The 19,307-nt window shown below is 54.7% G+C and carries 14 protein-coding genes; 8 read left to right on the forward strand and 6 right to left on the reverse strand.

Annotation, left to right across the window (positions count from 1 at the left end; all coding sequences use genetic code 11):
* Nucleotides 1-9 precede the first annotated feature (9 nt).
* Nucleotides 10-1,131: a BCCT family transporter gene (locus R0135_RS05025; protein ID WP_407349158.1), complete on the forward strand. Its 1,122-nt coding sequence runs from the start codon at nucleotides 10-12 to the stop codon at nucleotides 1,129-1,131.
* A gap of 25 nt (nucleotides 1,132-1,156) precedes the next feature.
* Entirely contained in the window at nucleotides 1,157-1,735 is a 579-nt protein-coding gene (locus tag R0135_RS05030) for a DUF3365 domain-containing protein (protein WP_407349159.1), read from the forward strand.
* A gap of 436 nt (nucleotides 1,736-2,171) precedes the next feature.
* Here R0135_RS05030 and R0135_RS05035 read toward each other — a convergent pair whose 3' ends face one another.
* Together R0135_RS05035 and R0135_RS05040 are read right to left on the reverse strand one after the other, a co-directional pair.
* On the reverse strand, nucleotides 2,172-2,954 hold the full coding sequence (locus tag R0135_RS05035) for an amidohydrolase (RefSeq protein WP_407349160.1): 783 nt from the start codon (nucleotides 2,952-2,954) through the stop codon (nucleotides 2,172-2,174).
* Nucleotides 2,942-4,093: a methionine aminotransferase gene (locus R0135_RS05040; RefSeq protein WP_407349161.1), complete on the reverse strand. Its 1,152-nt coding sequence runs from the start codon at nucleotides 4,091-4,093 to the stop codon at nucleotides 2,942-2,944. The genes R0135_RS05035 and R0135_RS05040 overlap by 13 nt, the downstream gene beginning before the upstream one ends.
* Nucleotides 4,094-4,250: 157 nt before the next feature.
* On the opposite strand from R0135_RS05040, the gene R0135_RS05045 reads away from it, so the two are divergent.
* Together R0135_RS05045 and R0135_RS05050 are read left to right on the forward strand one after the other, a co-directional pair.
* On the forward strand, nucleotides 4,251-5,651 hold the full coding sequence (locus tag R0135_RS05045) for an FAD-binding oxidoreductase (RefSeq protein WP_407349162.1): 1,401 nt from the start codon (nucleotides 4,251-4,253) through the stop codon (nucleotides 5,649-5,651).
* Complete coding sequence (locus R0135_RS05050; RefSeq protein ID WP_407349163.1) at nucleotides 5,648-6,694, forward strand: mechanosensitive ion channel domain-containing protein; 1,047 nt, start codon at nucleotides 5,648-5,650, stop codon at nucleotides 6,692-6,694. The genes R0135_RS05045 and R0135_RS05050 overlap by 4 nt, the downstream gene beginning before the upstream one ends.
* Here the strand turns inward: R0135_RS05050 and R0135_RS05055 are convergent.
* Both R0135_RS05055 and R0135_RS05060 read right to left on the reverse strand, forming a co-directional pair.
* Nucleotides 6,691-8,295, reverse strand: coding sequence for a phytoene desaturase family protein (locus R0135_RS05055; protein WP_407349164.1), 1,605 nt, complete (start codon nucleotides 8,293-8,295; stop codon nucleotides 6,691-6,693). The two genes, R0135_RS05050 and R0135_RS05055, sit on opposite strands and share 4 nt — an antisense overlap.
* A 29-nt stretch (nucleotides 8,296-8,324) precedes the next feature.
* Nucleotides 8,325-10,361 (reverse strand): S9 family peptidase, encoded by a 2,037-nt coding sequence (locus R0135_RS05060; protein WP_407349165.1) that lies wholly within the window; start codon nucleotides 10,359-10,361, stop codon nucleotides 8,325-8,327.
* A 160-nt stretch (nucleotides 10,362-10,521) separates the two neighbouring features.
* Between R0135_RS05060 and R0135_RS05065 the strand changes: the two genes are divergently transcribed.
* From R0135_RS05065 to R0135_RS05080, 4 genes are read left to right on the forward strand one after another with little or no spacing between them, the layout of a single operon-like run.
* On the forward strand, nucleotides 10,522-11,301 hold the full coding sequence (locus R0135_RS05065) for a crotonase/enoyl-CoA hydratase family protein (RefSeq protein WP_407349166.1): 780 nt from the start codon (nucleotides 10,522-10,524) through the stop codon (nucleotides 11,299-11,301).
* 55 nt (nucleotides 11,302-11,356) lie between these two features.
* On the forward strand, nucleotides 11,357-12,247 hold the full coding sequence (locus R0135_RS05070; RefSeq protein WP_407349167.1) for an alpha/beta fold hydrolase: 891 nt from the start codon (nucleotides 11,357-11,359) through the stop codon (nucleotides 12,245-12,247).
* A gap of 9 nt (nucleotides 12,248-12,256) precedes the next feature.
* On the forward strand, nucleotides 12,257-13,270 hold the full coding sequence (locus R0135_RS05075) for a DUF1611 domain-containing protein (protein ID WP_407349168.1): 1,014 nt from the start codon (nucleotides 12,257-12,259) through the stop codon (nucleotides 13,268-13,270).
* A gap of 20 nt (nucleotides 13,271-13,290) precedes the next feature.
* Nucleotides 13,291-14,268 carry a dipeptide epimerase gene (locus R0135_RS05080; protein ID WP_407349169.1) on the forward strand — a complete coding sequence of 326 codons (978 nt, stop codon included), beginning with the start codon at nucleotides 13,291-13,293 and terminating at the stop codon, nucleotides 14,266-14,268.
* 22 nt (nucleotides 14,269-14,290) lie between these two features.
* Here the strand turns inward: R0135_RS05080 and R0135_RS05085 are convergent, their stop codons facing one another.
* Together R0135_RS05085 and R0135_RS05090 are read right to left on the reverse strand one after the other, a co-directional pair.
* Nucleotides 14,291-15,847 (reverse strand): M20/M25/M40 family metallo-hydrolase, encoded by a 1,557-nt coding sequence (locus R0135_RS05085; protein WP_407349170.1) that lies wholly within the window; start codon nucleotides 15,845-15,847, stop codon nucleotides 14,291-14,293.
* Between the two features lie 366 nt (nucleotides 15,848-16,213).
* On the reverse strand, nucleotides 16,214-19,237 hold the full coding sequence (locus R0135_RS05090) for a WD40/YVTN/BNR-like repeat-containing protein (RefSeq protein ID WP_407349171.1): 3,024 nt from the start codon (nucleotides 19,235-19,237) through the stop codon (nucleotides 16,214-16,216).
* Between the last annotated feature and the right edge of the window lie 70 nt (nucleotides 19,238-19,307).

Genomic DNA, 19,307 nt, shown 5'->3' on the forward strand with positions numbered 1-19,307 from the left:
GGCCCCTTCATGAACAGCATTCTAACGATAACCATAGGGATCACCCTACTCACCTCGCTGATCATTGTCGTGCGTTGGGGTAGCGCGATTTGTCAGGGACCGATGCCCACCTCGCTCTTTGCTTTTTGCGCCATCCTGTTTACCTCGGGACTTGATGTTGGACTCATCATGTTCCCCCTCACCGAGTTTCCGGTTTATGAGCAGGAATCGGTCTATCAGTTCGCAAATCCGCTGGCCATAGAGTTTGGTATGTGGGGATGTTTGGTATGGGCGTTTTACTTTCTCACCACGTTCTATTTTTGCAAGGTAGAACCCAGGCTCAAGCTCTTCGAAATCCCCGCGGTAAAGTTCATCAACAACAGCGTCATCATCGCAACCTGTGCATTTACCGGGTTTTTATTCTTAAGCTACCTGCCCACCTATGTCGATGGTATCTCCCGCGCCGGTCAATACGGTTTGGTGGTTCTGGTAGTCCTCAGCGCTGTTATTTCCAGCACCGACGTCAAATACGTAAAAATACTCAGCCTCGCATCCACCTGGCTTTTTTTCGCTCTCATCGCCTTTCTTTGGACCAACAGTGACATGGGCATGAACGGCTTTTTCACCAGCGCGCTAAATCTTCAAGAGTATTTTTCTAACGCGCACCGCTTCGTCGCCCCCCTCAGTGATCATCACGCTTTTTATCTCTTTTGGTGGTTCGCCTGGAGCATCATGATTGGGCAGTTTGTGTCGCGCTTTCTAAGCCCCATGAAAACGCGCCATCTGCTGCTCATGCTACTGACGGTTCCTTCTATACCCATTGCCGTGTGGTTTTCCGTCCTCTACCACTATCACACGCAGACTCTAATACTGACTGACACGGTGAAGCTCGCATTAATCTGTGTGGGCATAGTATTTGTAATCAACTCGCTGGACTCGCTGATTCGTCTCTACACGGTCAACCTTGACCTTACTGCAAGTCGTATGGGGCACCCGCAGTACGTACTCGCAAACACCCTAGGCATGCTCATGCTCATTACGCTGTATCAATTTACCCCCTTCAAGATCGAATGGGTGGGTCTCATCGTGATAGCGTTGTACACCGCTATTTACGTGCTTGTCTTCAAGGGACGCGCTATCTTGGAAACCTGATCAAATGGCTCAGAGGTACAAGATAATGCATAGTCGTTCTACTTTTGCTATTTGTGTGGCGTCTATAGCCGTGAATATAGCCGCCAGCCTCGCACTGGCAGAATCAGGCACACCAAAAGACTATTTGTTACAAGGCAAACAAATCGCGATACAAACGCGAGATGCACTGGGCAGTAAGCTTCAGCAAGCTCTGCGCGATGGAGGTCCGGTAGCTGCTGTTAACTTCTGCAAGGACAACGCGCTCCCCCTGACACAGCACGTGGCTAATGAGCTAGGCAGCTCCGTCGTGCGCGTCAGTGACCGTCCTCGTAATCCCAAGAACGCAGCCAACGCCGAGCAACTTCTGTACATTAGCAAGGCTAAAGCTTCGCTAGCCGCAGGAGAACAGCCAAAGCCTGCCATCGTGGACAGCAAAGAACACATGATTGGGTATTACCCCATCGTAACCAACGGTATGTGCTTGCAATGCCATGGCACGCCTGGAAAAGAAATCAGCCAGGAAACCAGTAAAGCGATACGTGCCAGCTACCCTCTGGATCAAGCAACGGGCTACGGCTTGAATGAACTTAGGGGTGTATTCGTTGTGACCATGGAAAAGAGCTAAGCGCGCCTGCTGCCCAAAACCCTCTAGACCCCAAGTCCCTTGAAACACCTACCAGCGTAGTGTGACCTGCCTCACAGACAGAGATTTAACGGAAGCAGATTGTGACGAGCTTCGCGCTTTGACCGCCCTTTAGCTGTCACAGCAATGAAGCCGCGCTAGTGTCTGCTCATGGACATTTTAACGCTATTGGATTTACCCGTTCGGAGAGACCCTCCGCCACCCACTCAGGTCTTTGGAAAGATGTATACCCAATGCCTGAAAACCTGCGACCTGGTGCCGTATTGCTCGCAACTAGGAGACCCCTCATGTCACTTACTTCAACAGCAGACTCCCGCAACGCCAACAACGCAATAGCAGATGGTATTTCGTCCTGCCTTCGCGACCAGATGTGCACACATAAGCACTGGATAACGCCGGGTCAACCGGGATCGAACACTCACTCAGGTCCATCGACCAGTGTGAACGCATCGGCATCGAGCTGCGTCGGAAAACGATCTCGATAGCTGCAAAGCTTGTCGCCACTGAAACACACCGTCTCTACTGCGGCTGAGGACCCCAGGTCTGTGAGCACATCTCCCTGCTGATCAAAAGCGAGGCTATCGCCACTGTAGCTAAGCCCGTTATCATCTTCGCCAATTCGGTTTACTCCCACCACACAGGCCAGGTTCTCTATGGCGCGCGCCTGCAGTAAAGCGCGCCAATGGTGAGCTCTGGGCGACGGCCAATTCGCCACGTAAAACAATAAATCGTAGTCGTTTTGGTTGCGGCTGAAGACCGGAAAGCGCAGGTCATAGCAAACCTCCGGCTTAATGCGCCAGCCTCTCCACTGCAGCACCACACGTTTAGTTCCGGCTGCGTAGTGATCGTGTTCTCCCGCCATGCGAAACAAATGACGTTTGTCATAGCTTTGAACGCTATCCGGCGTCACAAACAACAATCTGTTGTAAACAGCGCCGTTGTGCTCCGTCGCCACGCTCCCTGCGACTGCACAATCAAAAGAACGTGCTAGTGATTGCATCCAATCCTGGGACTCCCCACCCGCGGGCTCCGCATTCGACCTGGCATTCATAGAAAATCCAGTGGTAAACATTTCCGGGAGAAGGATCAAATCCGTCCGGGGCGCCGCGGCAACCAGCACCGCCGCCAACTGCTCGCGATTGGCCTGAGGGTTTTCCCAGACCAATGCCTGCTGTACGAGCGTCACTCTTAGATCGCGCATAATCGCCGTCCTGCCTCTATCAATACATCATCGGATTTTGCAAAGCAGAAACGCAATACGGTCTGCTTGGGGGGAGATTCATAGAATACGGACACCGCAATAGACGCCACCCCCAGCTCCCGAGTCCAATGCTCGCTCAATACAGTGTCCTTTTCATCGCTAATCTGACTGTAGTCCAACAGTTGAAAATAGCTGCCTTGTGCAGGTGTCCAGGAGAAACGTGATCCGGCCAGCGTGGACAGAAACAAGTCGCGACGCCGTTGATAATCCGCCGCCAAACTAGCGGGGTACTGAGGCTGCTCTTCCAAAAAATCCGTGAGCGCATGCTGAACCGGTGTCACCGCCACAAATGCCACGTATTGGTGAATCTTGCGTAGCTCCGCGGTGAGCGCCGGCGGTGCAACGCAGTACCCCGTTTTCCAACCGGTGACACTTAGCGTCTTACCAAAGGAAAAGTGCGCAAAGCTTCTACTGCGGAGCTCTGGATGAGCCAGCACGCTGCAATGTTCACGACCGTCATACACCAGGTGTTCATACACCTCATCACTGCAAACGTAAAAATTGTGCTCCCGGGCCAACACTGCGAGGCGGTCCAGGTCGGCTCTACTGACAATACTTCCACAGGGATTGTGAGGACTGTTAAGCATAAAGAGCCTGGTACGCGGCGAAATAGCGGCCTCTACGCGCTCCCAATTAATAGCAAAGGAGCCTGCAAGCAGCGGAACGTGCACTGCGCGCCCCCCCGCCAGCTCAATTGCTGGCTCATAGCTGTCGTAAACGGGATCCAGAACAATGACCTCATCACCTGCTCCCACCAGCGCGGTAATGGCGCAAAAAATACTCTCCGTCGCTCCCGGTACAACGGTCACCTCCGTCTCAGGATCAACAAGGACATTTCTATGCAGTAAAAGCTGCTGTGCGATAGCCTCGCGCAAGCGTGGCAAACCCGCCATCGGTGCATACTGATTATGACCACGCAAAGCATGCTCACCGAGGGCCTCGGCAAGGCGCGCCGGCGGAGCAAAATCCGGAAACCCCTGCGAGAGGTTCAGCGCATCATGAGCCTGCGCCAACGCCGACATACGCGTGAATATGGTGGTGCCAACGCGGGGCAACTTGGATTTGAGTGATGCGGCCATTGTGCAATTACTGCTGCAAAAGGCCGAGGATACAACAGTCGTATACAGAACGCGGCTACAACATGCCCTGAACATTGCTCAAAGAGCAATAAGTGTGGGTAAATGCACGCGTGGGAAAGTGCAGCTCACATCTCCGAGCAATTTAGGATGGTCCGCCATGAGTCTGTTTGAGGAGCTAAAGATCATACTCGGTCCCGGGGGCCTACTTACCGGCACCGATGTCAGCAGCCGCGCTGCGGGCGTGTGGCGAAGTGACTCTCTGGATGCGCTGGCTATAGCGCGGCCGCGCTCCACCGAAGAGGTGTCACAAATCCTGGCGCTTTGCAGTGAAAACGGCGTGTCGGTGGTGACGCAAGGTGGCCTCACCGGACTGGTCCATGGTGCGGATGCAGACCCAGAACACCTGATACTGTCACTGGAACGCATGCGTAACATCGAGGCCATAGATGCCACGCAGCGAACCGCCACTGTCCAGGCTGGCGTGAACTTACAAACGCTTCAGGAAGCGGCAGAAGAACAGCATCTTTTCTTTCCTTTGGATCTCGGTGCAAGGGGCACGGCAACGCTGGGAGGCAATGCCGCCACCAACGCCGGGGGAAACCGTGTTATCCGCTATGGAATGATGCGAGACATGGTTCTGGGCCTCGAAGCCGTGCTGGCTGATGGAACCATTGTCTCGTCCATGAACCATCTTATTAAGAACAATGCAGGCTACGACATCAAACAGCTGTTCATAGGCTCCGAGGGCACCCTGGGAGTTATCACCCGCTTGGTGCTGCGGCTTAGGGAAGCACCCAGCTCACAGAACATCGCTTTTGTGGCCTTTGATAACTTCGAATCCGTCACCACGATGCTGAAGCGTGTTGACCGAGATTTAGGGGGAGCGCTGTCAGCCTTCGAGGTTTTGTGGAACAACTTCTATCGCCTGGTGACAGAGGCGCCCGCAAACAATCAACCGCCCCTGGCAGGCACGCATCCCTACTACGCACTCATAGAAACTCAGGGAAACAACGATGAGCTAGACAAGCAGCGATTTGAGTCGATTCTTGAATACGCACTACAGGACGGCCTGATTGTCGATGCAGTGATTGCCCAATCAGCTACCGAGAGACGAAACCTCTGGGCCATACGCGATGATGTAGAGCAAACATTCAGACTGGGAACGCCCATCATCTTTGATGTGTCATTGCCGATCAATCGCATGGAAGCTTACATCGCTGATGTCCGCTCAAGACTGGATAAGGCCCTGCCCCAAAACACCTTGTGGGTATTTGGTCACCTGGGCGACGGAAACCTGCATCTGGATATTCAAACCTCTGCCGGTGACGCACAGGCGCATCGCGCAATTATCGAGAACGCCGTCTACGAACCACTCAAAGGTATCGGTGGATCCGTGTCTGCAGAGCACGGTATTGGCCTTGAGAAAAAGCCCTATCTGCACCTCAGCCGAGATCCTCAGGAGATCAGCTTGATGCGGACTCTGAAGAACGCACTCGATCCCAGGGGCATACTCAACCCCGGAAAGGTCATCGACACGACTCAGGAAGACATCGGGTGAATACCCTAAGCGAACTTACGACCTCGTTTCTGCCGCTGCTGGCAACAATCTCGGTCACGCTGTTTGTGCTATTGACCACCAATGCAGTACTGCGTCGGCGCTGGAAGGACATGCCCGAAGCGCAGTTTCACTTTCAGCTAATCATGTTGGCCCTCACCATCACGGGAGGTCTGAGCATAGTTGCAGCGCTACCGGTAAGTGACACGCTCCGAGGACAGTTGCTCAGCCTCATCGGCCTGCTCCTGAGCGCCGCCATCGCTCTATCGTCCACCACGTTTATCGGCAACATCCTTGCGGGGATCATGCTCAAGACCATACGCAAGGCGCGGCCCGGCGATTTCATCACCGTAGCGGATCTCACTGGCCGTATCACCGAAATGGATCTACTGCATACAGAAATCCAAACCGAGTTTCGCGATCTGGTCACCGTGCCCAATATCTATATGGTCACACAACCACTCAAAGTAGTGCGGGCATCGGGATCCATCATTACCGCGGAGGTTTCTCTGGGGTATGACGTCCCTCACGGTCGCGCGAAAAAGGCGCTGCTTGAGGCGGCAACGACATCAGGCCTCACAGATTGCTTTGTGCATGTGCGCAGCCTTGGCGACTTTGCCGTGACCTACCGGGTAGCAGGATTGCTGGAAGACATCCGCAGTCTGATCTCAGCACGCTCAGTGCTCATGACGGAAATGCTCGATGCCTTAACTAACAATGATATCGAGGCTGTCTCACCCAACTTCATGAATACCCGGGCACTGGCACCCGAGCAGCGAATCCTTCCGGCGCAAAGCACAAAGCGCGACCCGGATGACATTCAGACCATGGCCGAAGACATTGCTTTTGACAAAGCTGAGGATGCCGCCTCAGCCGAGAAAATACGCGAAGCTATTAAGGAGACCGAGCAAAGTCTTGAAGATCTGAAAGGAGAGCCTGATGAAGCCTATGAGAAAAGCGCCAAAGCACTCAAACGCAAATTAAGTCGTCTTGAAGAGTTGCTGAAACTGGCAGATGCACAGGTTAATTCTGACAGAAGCGATTAGATCACGCCGCGCTTTCGATCCTTGAGTATCGCGGCCGCAGCGTTCTTGCCGGGAATCCCCGACACCCCTCCTCCGGGATGCGCACCGGACCCACAGAGATACAAGCCCTCTATGGGCATACGGTGATCCGCATAGCCACCCACCGGACGCAGGGAGAAGATTTGGTCAAGAGATAGCTTGCCGTGGAAAATATCGCCGCCGAGCATATTGAGCTTTCGTTCAATATCCAACGGCGAGTTGATTTGCCGTCCCACAATGGCGGCACGAAAATTAGGTGAGTAGGCCGCGACCGTATCAATGACTGTATCCGCCACCTGCTCTTTTATCTCATCCCAGCTTTGCCCATTAGGCAAATGCCGTCGAAAGTGCTGACAAAACAAGCTCATCACATGGCAACCGGGGGGAGCAAGGGAGTCATCCAGAAGCGTCGGAATACACATAGAAATTACCGGCTTATTGGCCCAACCCTGTGTTTTCGCATCGTCATAGGCCTGATTCATATACTCAAGTGAAGGACAGATATCGATAGTGTTCTGCATCGCCGCGAGACCCCGCTCGTCATGATCCACGCTGGCAAAGCGCGGCAACTCAGACAGGGCAACGTTCATGCGAAAGGTAGCCGACTCGCTTTTGTACCCTGCAATGCGCTGCTGGAAAGCCGGTGGCGTATGCGCCTGATCGATTAACTGGCCAAAGAGCACCTGGGGATGGGTATTGGAGGCAATAATCCCCGCCGAAAACTCCCGACCGTCTTCCAGTATCACGCCCACAGACTTACCGTTCTTAACGATCACTTCAGCGACCCCGGCCTCCGTCACAATGTCTACACCCAGGGCCTCACAGTAACTTGCCATCGCCTTTGTGATCGCCCCCATGCCCCCTTTGGCGTAGGCCCAGGCGCCAGTTCGTCCGTCGATCTCGCCAAACACATGATGTAGCAGCACGTAGGCTGTTCCGGGTGTGTAGGCAGTCGCGTAATTACCGATGATTCCTTCGAATCCGTATAGTCCTTTGATGGGGTCGCTATCGAACCAGCGATCCAGCACATCGCCAATGGACATGGTCATGAGTTCGCTCAGTTCGATTTGGCGTTGAGGTGGAAGACGCCTAAACGCGTTGGCCTGCTTCACCAGACGCCAGATGTCGGACCATCCACCGCCAAAGTTGGGCGGTATGGCATTGGCGATACCTCTGACCAATTCCCCCATATCCTCCAGCATCTCTTCAAATGCGGGGTAGGCGTCTGCGTCGGCTTTGGAAAATCGGGCTATCGCATCCTGGGCCTGTGAAGTGTCTCGCGGCAGGTACATATGCTCATTGGGGAGCAGGGAAAGAGATCCACCGGGACGATGCAGCAGCGTTAGGCCGTGCTTTTCGAGCTCCAGATCTGCCATTACCTCGCGATCCAGCAGGCTCACCAGATAGGAAAACACCGAGTTTCTATACCCCGGATGAAACTCCTCGGTAAGAACAGCACCCCCTATGACATTGCGGCGCTCCAGCACCTTCACCGCAAGACCAGCTCGCGCAAGATAAGCTGCGCAAGCCAGGCCGTTGTGACCCGCACCAATCACTATGGCGTCTATCGCTTTATCGCTCACAGGTACCCCGACTCGCCCATGCTTGGGCGTTATTTAAGATTATCAATAGAAATGCCCGGCAGATTGTCGGCCGGGGTAAAGCCAAGAACCCTGGCATAGAAATACAACTCCGCCTCTCGAGCAGCAATCTGGTTTTCGGCCTTTCTAAACCCGTGAGACTCCCCCTCAAAAGCCACATAGGCTGTAGGTACTCCGCGATTCTTCAATGCCTCGTAAATCATCTCGGATTGATTGGGCGGGACAATGGGGTCATCGAGTCCCTGCAATAGCAACAGCGGCGCGCTAAAGCCCTCGAGATGATGAATCGGCGAACGCTGGACATACAGATCTTTGCGCTCCGGATACGGCCCTATGAGCTGATCAAGATAGCGCGACTCAAACTTGTGGGTGTCTTTAGCCAGGGCCTCGATGTCAGATACACCATAGTACGATGCACCCGCTGCAAAGGTGTCGTAAAACGCGTGCACAGCCAGCGTGGTGTAGCCGCCCGCGCTACCGCCACGAATAATCAATCGCTGTGCATCCGCAAGCCCCTGCTCTGCAAGCCAGGCGGCCCCTGCCGAGGCGTCTTCGACATCCGTGATACCCCATTGACCATACAGAGCTCTGCGGTAGTCCCGGCCAAATCCAGTGCTACCGCGATAGTTGAGATCCAGCACTGCAAAGCCACGACTTGTCCAATAGTAATGCTCGGGGCGATAGCTGACCCCCGCCACCGATGTGGGTCCACCATGAACACTGACGATGAGCGGCGGCGCGGTATCGGCCGGGGCAGTCGCATGAGGGTTTTTAGGCGCAAAGTACACGCCGTAAGCCTCTCCTCCGGCGGGAAGTGGAAACGTTACTTGTTCGTAAGCAGGAATCCACTGGGGGTCTAAAGCCGAGTCAGACGAGCTACGGATGACTTCTTGAATACTTCCGTCAAGCCCCGCCGAAACTAAGCCAGAGGGTCTATCGGCAAAACCGCCGGTGAAATACAAGACGTCCCCATCAAAGACCAGGCTGCCATAGCTCACGGCACCGGTTTCGACGACCCGCGCTTCACCTTGAGCATTGAGCAACAGTAACTGCTCCACACCGCCGCGCCGGGCGATAAACAACATTTGCCCGTCGGGCAACATCCAGTAATAGCGACTTCCCACACTCCAGTCAGGCCCGCCTATCTCAACGTTTTCCAATCCGGTATCTATGGCCGCAAAAGATGTTCCCGTCACGATGTAAGGCTTCCACCAGTTATCTCGATCAGAAATAGCGATAAGCGTATTATCGTGCCGCCACTGAGGATCTATCACGGACTCACTGTTTTCGGGGTTGTGGGTACTCAGATTTACTAGAGCGCCTTCTCGATCAAAGCTCGCACTGTGCAAGCTCGTGTTATCCCAGGGCATGTTGGGGTGCATCCAGCTGGTAAATGCGATGCGTGTACCGTCAGCTGACAAGCGCGGCGCGGAGACAAAATCCGTGCCGGAGAACAATATCGCGCCCTCACTCTCCTCAGTCGGATTGAGTGCTACCAGGGTGTTCACCGGCTCTTCGAGTCCACGATGGTCTTCGCGGATGCAAATCAAGCGGTTGCGACTGCTGTCAAAGGAACAGCCCGCGTAGCGTAGTGCTGCATCTGGCGTAATAGGCACCGGCGATTCACCGGCAACAAATCGGTACAAGCGCTGATCGCTGAAGTTGCTGAACCAGAGCACGCCGCCATGCACAAGAAGACTGCTTCCGCCATACTCCTGCACCCGAGTACGCACATTAAAGGGTTCATTCAGAAGCTCCTGGGGCTCTGTGCCTGGTTGCCAGCGCATGATGGTGTTGCGGCCACCTTGCTCCGGGCGAGACTCCAGCCAGTAAAAAAACTCACCGTCTTTGCGTAGACCGCCGATACTCCTGCTCCCCTGAACCAAGGAAGCAGCCGAAATATCGGATGGCCAACTGCCATAAGGGAGCGCCCGCTGGGCGGCATTCATACTGGGCACCTCGGTATCTGCCGGCGTACTGACTGCTGAATCTTCACTACAGGCCATCAGGAACACCATCATTGGTAGCACAAACACTTTTGCAATCATGATTCACCATCCAAAACTCAACTCTTTTGCGCGCTGACAACGCTGCATCGGGCCACCAGTTTCAGCGCCTTACAGTTTTTTTTCAAATCCCAGCGTCGAATCGTTTAATCTTGGGGGCTTTGCTACGTACACTGTCCGCCATGCCACTGGGGAGAACATCATGTCACAGGTAGAAGTCACCACTAAAAATCACATCATGCACCTTCATCTCACCCGGCCACAGAAGTACAACGCGCTGAGCCTGGAGATGTATGGCGCGCTTGCAGAATCGCTTTACCGTCTGGAAACAGATCCTGATCTGCGTGTTGCTGTCGTGTCGGCAGAGGGCCGAAACTTTACCGCCGGGGTCGAACTGGATCAGTGGGCCCCATATTTTGGAGGCGGACAGGGCTGGCCTATCGACGAAGGTAGAATCGACCCTATGGGAGTTACCGGTCCCCAGCACAGCAAGCCGATTGTCATAGCGGTGCAGGGTTATTGCTTTACCTGGGGTGTCGAGATGCTCCTGAACACAGAGATTCGCATAGCCGCCAATGACACACAGTTTCAGATGCTGGAAGTCCAACGGGGCCTGTTCCCCTGCGGTGGTGCAACGTTTCGCCTACCCCGGGAAATCGGCTGGGGAAATGCCCAGCGCGTGCTGCTTACTGGAGACAGGTGGAGCGCCGAGGACGCACTTCGCTGGGGCATGGTTCAAGAGCTCACAGAGCCCGGTGCTCAGATTGACCGCGCACTGGAACTTGCCACTTCAGTCGCTGATGCTGCCCCTCTGGGTGTTCAAGGCTTACTAAAAGCCAGTCGATATTCTTTGGAGAACAATAGAGAATCCTGCGCCAGGCAGATGTTCACCGATCTCATCCCTATTATGAAAAGCGATGATGCCGCAGAAGGCGTGAAGTCATTTGTGGAACGCCGAAAAGCAGTCTTCACCGGCCGCTAGAGGTAAGCTAACGCCCCTCCTACCAAACTGTTACAAATCAAGGGAAGACCCGCTTTTGCCAAACATTAACGCTAACAACATCAGTATTGAGTACGAGTCTCACGGAAACCCGGACAACCCCACAATCTTGTTGATCATGGGCCTGGGTACCCAACTCACCGGATGGCCCGAGACCTTTTGCGAATCGCTGGTAAATCACGGCTACCACGTCCTGCGCTTTGACAATCGAGACATAGGACTGTCGAGTCGCCTTGATCAGGAACGAATGCCTAATATACCGGGACTCGTCATTTTCAAGACTCTTAAACTGCCAGTCTTGTCCCCCTACACTTTAGAAGACATGGCTGCCGACGCCATAGGTCTAATGGACGCGCTGAACATTGAGCGGGCACATATTGTCGGCGCATCGATGGGCGGCATGATTGCGCAGCTTATCGCCGCCCACTACCCCCAACGCACGCTTAGCCTGACATCGATCATGTCCACCACGGGACATCGCTCCCTACCCCGCGCTGATCGGGATGCGACCAGAGCACTGCTACTGAAGCCCGATAATCCAAACGATCATGCATCGATCGTCGAGCGAAACGTTCGTGTGCGAAAAGCGCTGCAGAGTCGTACTCACCCCAAAGACGATGCAGAGATTCGCCAGACCGCGGCAGATGCTGTTGCGCGCGGAGGCTATTACCCCGCGGGAGTGGCAAGGCAGCTAGCTGCAATCATCGTCGCCAAGGATCGTCGCCGGCTTCTATCAACTATCGATGCACCCGCCTTGGTCATTCATGGCGAAGAAGACACTTTGGTCAAAGTCGAGTGTGGTATCGACACCGCGACGCACCTGCCGGACTGCGAGCTGCGTATTTTACCGGGCATGGCCCATGACCTTCCCACACCTCTGCTTCAGGAAATTGCGGACGGCATTCACCTAAATGCCCAGCGCGCTTAAGTCCGAGCTATGCACACTCAGACTCTTAAACTGCGCACTCCCTATTTAATTTTCCTGGGTGAGGAAGCCCGGCCCACCTATGCCAAAACCGGCAAGGGAATCGCTGACTGGCGACCGGAACTCTGCGTAGGTCAGCTGCGACTTAGCGACGATGCGCTGGACCTAAAGCTGGCAGACATGCCCGTTGCTGCAGCGGCGGAGGCTGGCGTGGGCTCCCTTATCGTTGGCACCGCTTTGGTAGGTGGGAGCATTCCCGAGCACTGGCTGGACACGCTTTGCAGCGCAGCCGCTGCAGGCATTGACATCGTTGCGGGTCTGCACACCCGACTCGACAGCATCGCGGTACTGCGCGATGCTGCAGCAGCCGGTCACAGCAGGCTGATCGATGTACGAATCCCGCCAAAGAATCTTCCGGTAGCAAGTGGCAAGAAACGCTCAGGAAAACGCCTGCTCACAGTGGGCACAGACTGCGCGCTAGGAAAGAAGTACACCGCTTTGCAACTCGAACGAGATATGCGATCCGCCGGTTACAGTGTCGATTTTCGTGCATCGGGACAGACCGGCATCATGATTGCTGGCACAGGCATCCCCATTGATTGCGTCGTCGCCGACTTCATTTCTGGCGCTGCAGAAATGCTGTCGCCCGACAATGATCCAGAGCATTGGGATGTCATAGAAGGCCAGGGAAGTATCTACCATCCTGGATATGCCGCGGTAAGTCATGGCTTGCTCATCGGCTCTCAGGCGGATGCATTTGTGACTTGCCATGCAGCCGGTCGCACACACATTGAAGGCTGGGAAGACTATTTATTGCCCAGCATAGGCGAAGTGATAGAGCGCACCATAGCTATTGGCTCTCTCACCAATCCCGGTATTCGCTGCGTGGGGATCAGTGTCAACACTCGGTCAATTGCACACGAGAACCGAGAGGACTATCTGGCCCAATTATCCGCAAAGTACGGACTTCCCTGCGTGGACCCTATGATTGACGGCACCAGCGCGATCATTCATCAACTGCCATAAACAGATAAAGCCTGACACTCATGAAAATCTCCGTAGATATCGCCAGCTATCCCATGAAAGTCCCCTTCGCTATAACGGGACATGTCTTTCACGACACAGAGACCGTGCGGGTAAGCATTGAACATAAGGGCGTGCTGGGGCGTGGTGAGTCCGTTGGCACCTACTACCTGAACGAAACAGCCCAAAGTATGGCCGCCGATCTGGAAGCGGTTATCGGTCGCATCGATGGCGACACCAGTCCCCAGTCCCTGCAAGAACTGATGCCACTTTGCGGCGCGCGTAATGCTCTGGACTGTGCTCTTTGGGATTACCGCGCTAAAAGCAGGGGAAAACGTATTTGGGAGCTTCTGGATATCACGCCGCGGGAGCTTATCACCGTGTTTACCATAGGCATGGAGGAACCCTCAGTAATGGCACAGCGGGCCGCTGAAGCAGCCCAGTTTCCGCAATTAAAAATCAAACTCGACGCCCAGTCTCCCATAGAGCGCCTGGAAGCAATCCGCGCAGTACGTCCCGACGCCACCCTGGTGATCGATGTCAATCAGGGATGGGACTTTGAAGCGCTCAAAGAATATTTGCCGGCCTGCGAAAAACTTGGCATTGCCATGATCGAGCAACCCTTGCCCCGCGGCGAAGATTCAGCTTTGGAAGGTTTCACATCGCCGGTGCCCTTGGGCGCTGACGAGTCCTGCCTTGGCCTTGAGGAATTTGAACTCGCTGCGCGGCGCTACGATGTGCTGAACATAAAGCTTGATAAATGCGGGGGACTTACAGAGGGCCTCGCCTTGGTGCGGGCTGCCAAGGCGCACGATATGCAACTGATGGTAGGCAATATGACCGGCACATCGCTTTCTATGGCGCCAAGCTACGTAATTGCTCAGTTCTGTCAGTTCGTTGATATCGACGGACCACTGCTGTTGGCTCACGACGTCGAGAACGGACTGGACTACCGCGCCGGAGGCATCGTGGGCCTTCCCGACGCAGCGCTGTGGGGATAAAAGCGAGCTCTCGTATAGCCCCTTACTCTCCCGATAAGGCGTACACAAAATCTACGTAGGCTTTTTCGATGTCGGCAAGTCCTGCCGCCCCGCTGTCTTTTGCGGGTTCTATAAGCATAATTTCGTTGGGCGAATGAGCACCGTTACCAAAGCCCATGCCCCAGGGCATCATTGGCAACTTCAAACGTTGGGTGAACTGATAAAAAGGCGCCGACCCTGCAATGCGGGGATTCACCGCAGGCGTACCAGCATACTTCTTTGAGACCCCCAGAGCCGCCTGAACCAGGGGCGTCTGGATGGATGTTTGTGCTGCGGGATAACTCGACAGCCGGCGCATCACTATGTCGCTATAACCATTGGCATCGAGGTAAGCGCGAATCTTGTCCATGTGCTCCTCGGGATCGATACCTACGGGAAGGCGGGAATCCATTTTAGCGGTGGCGGTATGCGGAAGAATCGTCTTCACGCCCTCACCCGTATAACCTGCGTAGATGCCATCAATATTCAGAGTCGGTGAATAGGTCAGCTCCATAACCCGCTGCTGAGGGCCTGCATCGTCAATCCAGCGCTCAATGGCAAAGGCCTCCTGCAGCGCGCTGGTGCTATCGTTGTTCAGAAGAGACGCTGCGATGAGTGACTGCTCTTCTTCTGTGGGCCCACGGATGCCGTCGTAAAATCCCGGCACCAATGCAGTATTACCATCTGGTGAGGTGAGTGACGCCAGGGCCTGAATAAGACGCCACACGGGCGAGTCCAGCGCCGCTTTGTAGGATCCATGGATCTCAGAAGTCACCGGGCCACCCCAGCTGCCTCCGCGAGCCTCCAACTCCCAGTACGCAATACCCTTCACCCCGAGAAAGAGATTCAGGTCGCCAGCCGGGGACTGCATATTCATGGGAAATATGACACCGTCAGCCGTAAGCAGGCGATCCTCATACTTGTCGACAATTTGCGGATAGTGCGGCGATCCCAGCTCTTCTTCGCCTTCTGCGGTGATCATCAGATTCACCGGAAGCTTTCCTTCTACCGCGAGAATTGACTCCAGGGCATTGAGAAACGCGCGCTGAGGACCCTTTTGGTTGGTCGCACCGCGAGCCATGATCACCTTACCGGTGGCGTGATCCACAAGCTCAGCGGCAAACGGTGGAGACTGCCAGTCCTCGGGATTCACCGGCTGCACGTCGTACATCATATAAACCATCAGGGTCTTTGCCGCACCGGAATCAAGATAACCCCACACACCGGGATGCCCATCCGTAGGCACCAGCTCCGCCTCCTGAAATCCCATGGCCCGAAAATCGTCGACCAGCATTTGCGCCATTGCGTCTATACCAACGTCCTGGGCACTGATTGATGGCTGACGTAACCAGCGTTGCAGATTGCTCACATGAGCCGGAAGGTTGTCATCAATGTGCTTGTAAATTGCCTCGTGCGCTTGGCTATAAACAGGTATGGAGCTGTAATCGTAGGGATAGCTCATATCAATAGAGTATTGGGGCCTCCCAACTTCCTGAGCGAACGAATACAAGGGGGACACCAAAGCTAAAGCAAACAAACCTAAACCGAACGTACGCATCATTGAGCAGAATCCTTTACTAATGGGCGATAAAAATTGCGAGAGCAAGATTAACTCTTGTGTTGAAGAATTGCAGCGGGTGCAACTCGATGCTCGAACCTCGGCAAGCGCGCACAACTCGCTACGGTCGCTAAATTGGGGGACGCTCACTTCGCAAGTCGCGCACGCTTGCCCGCGTCGGTACGTACTTCCGGCTCGGTGGCTGCCACGGGCAAAGGGCTGCCGGCGTCACTTACTAAGCGAGCGTCCCCCCACTAGCGAGTGGAGTGAGTAACGTCAGTAGCCCGTTTACGATAAGCCATGGTGCGAGCGTCCCCCCACTAGCGAGTCGAGTACGTATTGCCGACAGCCCGAGCTTTATCGAATGGTCTAGCTATCGAGTCCCGCGAGCACAGCATCGTACTCAGCTGACAGCTCGGCAAAGCGAGCCAGCGCCTCACCACCGGGCTCCTGATCCGCCTTATCCAACATCCGTGACAGATAACTGATCTGACTGATAAGTCGCGGCTGCATATAGGTGCCCTCTTCGGTTACCAGCAGCGTAATCGCAGACTCCAGGGCTGCCCGTCGATCGGAGTCGCCATCCTCAAGTGCTTCAAGTTCAGTCTCCACGCTGTGCGCAGTGCGCCGCGCCCGATCCAGCAGATCCAGTACCTTCCGCTGAAGCTGCAGCTGCGCCTGAACATGCGCTTCAGTGACACCAAGCTTCAGCACCCGGGGGTCCATCATGATAGTCAGTGGCTGGGTTAACTCCTCATCACCCACAGACAGCTTCACGCTGTAGGTCCCAGCTGTTGCCAGAGCGCCATCAGTGAAGCGTTTTTTCTCGTCTTTCTGCCAGGGACCGCGATAGCGCATATCCCAGTGGAAGCGATTAATGCCAGGCTCCGCAGTTAGGCTACTTTGCTTCACATAGCGGATCTCGTTCAGGGCCATGCTGTCGATGAGTTCGCCCGGATCATCACTGTCCGTTGCGTTTACGCTGGAGAAGGCATTTACCGTCTCGCCATTAGCATCCACTATCTCAAGTGTGACGGGACCTTCAACGCCATCGGGAAGGTGGTAGTCGATGATCGCCGAGGGCTCTCTATACTGAGGTATCGCTTTGGGATCGGGAGTGTCATAGCTAGGTCGGTGACGATAACGAACGGTCAGCGCAGGCTCAAACAATACCGGCTGATCACCTACCTTGGGCATGGGCGTCTGGCGCAAGGCGGAGATATCATCCAACACCCAAAACGCGCGACCCATCGTTGATACCACAAGGTCGTCACGATGAATGCGAATATCCGTTACCGGTGTCACCGGTAAGTTCTGCTGAAACGACTGCCAATTGCCGCCATCGTCGAAAGAAACAAACACGCCGAACTCAGTACCCGCGTATAGCAGTCCCGGACGAACCGGGTCCTCTCGTATTACGCGCACAGGGTGATCCTCAGGAATACCGTTTTTGCCATCAGTCATCAAAGTCCAGCGTTTGCCGTAGTCTGATGTTCGATAGGCATAGGGTTTGTTATCGCCAAGCTGATAGCGCAGCACTGCTACATAGGCCACCGCAGGGTCATGCCGGGACGGCTCTACAGAATCAACGCGACCGCCCTTGGGCAGTCCTCGAGGCGTGACGTCCTTCCAGCTTTCACCACCATCGCGTGTCACATGAATGGGGCCGTCATTGGATCCCGTCCAGATAACACCCGGGGCAATCGCAGACTCACGGATAGAGTACAGCGTGCTGTACACCTCTTCGCCGGTGACATCCCGGGTGATCGGTGATCCCGACACCACCTGCTTGTCGGCCTCAAAAGCCGTCAGGTCTGGCGATATGGTCTCCCAGGTTACGCCGTTGTCGCTAGTACGATGCAAAAACTGTGAACCGTGATAGACAACATTGGGATCGTGTGGTGAGACCGCCACCGGCGCCACGCGCTGAAAACGATACTTGAGGTCCTTGGGGTTTTGCCCGTACATATTAGTGGCGCCCACATAGTAGCTCCGCTCGGTGCCGGTGTTTTTGTCAAACACCGAAAAGCGTCCTTTACAGTTGGCGTACACGGTTGTGTGATCACCTGGCTTGGGTATCGCAGGGCCGGTTTCGCAGCCGCCTGCCTCGATGAGCCAGGCATTAACATTCTGCACGCTGTAAGGAGATCGGCTGGGTACCGCGATAGCTGTACCGTTGTCCTGTTGCCCTGCGTACAGCCAGTACGGATATTGGTCGTCGACATCTACGGTGTACAACTCTGTGGTCGCCTGATTGAACTGACTCGACCAGGTGAGTCCCCCATTGTGCGTGACGTTGGCTCCGCCGTCATTCGCCTGAATGAACAGCTGAGAGTCATTGGGGTTTATCCACATGTCGTGGTTATCGCCATGGGGAGGGTTCATCTCTTCCCAGTTCACGCCACCATCAATGGATTTGTAGTAGTTGGTCGCCATGACATACAGGACATTCGCATCAAGAGGGTCTGCCTCTACATTGCCGTAATAAAAAGGTCGATTGACCAGCGCCTTTTTTGAAGACACCTGAGTGAAGCTCTCACCCTGATCAACTGAGCGATACAGGCCACCCTCTTCACCGGGTGCCTCTACCAGCGCATACACTATGCTGCTGTCCGATGCAGAAATCGCAAGATCAATACGACCGATCAAACCTGTGGGCAAACCCTGACTGATCCTGCGCCAGTTATCACCACCGTCGATAGACTTGAACAAGCCGCCCTCTTCCTGCGTACCGCCGCTAATAATCGTCCAGGGCTTACGTCGCGCTTTCCACGCGGCAGCGAAGACGACTTCAGGATTATTCGGTAGCAACTCAACATCCGTAAAACCCACCGCATCAGAGATACCCAGAACCTTGGTCCAGCTCTCGCCACCATTCGTTGATTTGTAGACGCCGCGCTCAGGGTTATCGCTAAAAGCCTGGCCAATGGCTGCGACCCACACCACATTGTTATTGGTCGGATCAATCTCTACCGCACCAATATGACCGCTGTCTTTTAGACCGATGTGCGTCCAGGAGTCGCCCCCGTCGATAGATTTATACATGCCTTTGCCGGGTATGACGTTGGAGCGCAGACCCTCAGAACCTGTTCCGACGTAAAGAATGTTGGAATCGGTCTGCGATGCGGCGATGTCACCAATAGACGGTGATGCAAAGTAACCATCAGAGATATTATTCCAACTGGTGCCGTAGTCTGTGCTCTTCCAGACACCCCCGCCCGAAGCGCCTAAATAAAACGTACCCGGCTCCTGCACGGTACCGGCAACCGTAGTTACACGTCCGCCTCGAGTTGGGCCGACGTTGCGATATTCCAGGGCATCAAAATTCTGCGCATAGCTGGCATCAATGGGTAGTAGTAGCGCTGACAAAAAAAGAAAGGCCGTTTTCTTCACAGCAAAGCTCCGAATAAATACGTGAACAACAGACACTAACACCGCGCAAGGTAGCCGACAATTACTACGC

Origin of the sequence: Congregibacter variabilis, assembly GCF_045689235.1 — a bacterium.
GTDB lineage: Bacteria > Pseudomonadota > Gammaproteobacteria > Pseudomonadales > Halieaceae > Congregibacter > Congregibacter variabilis.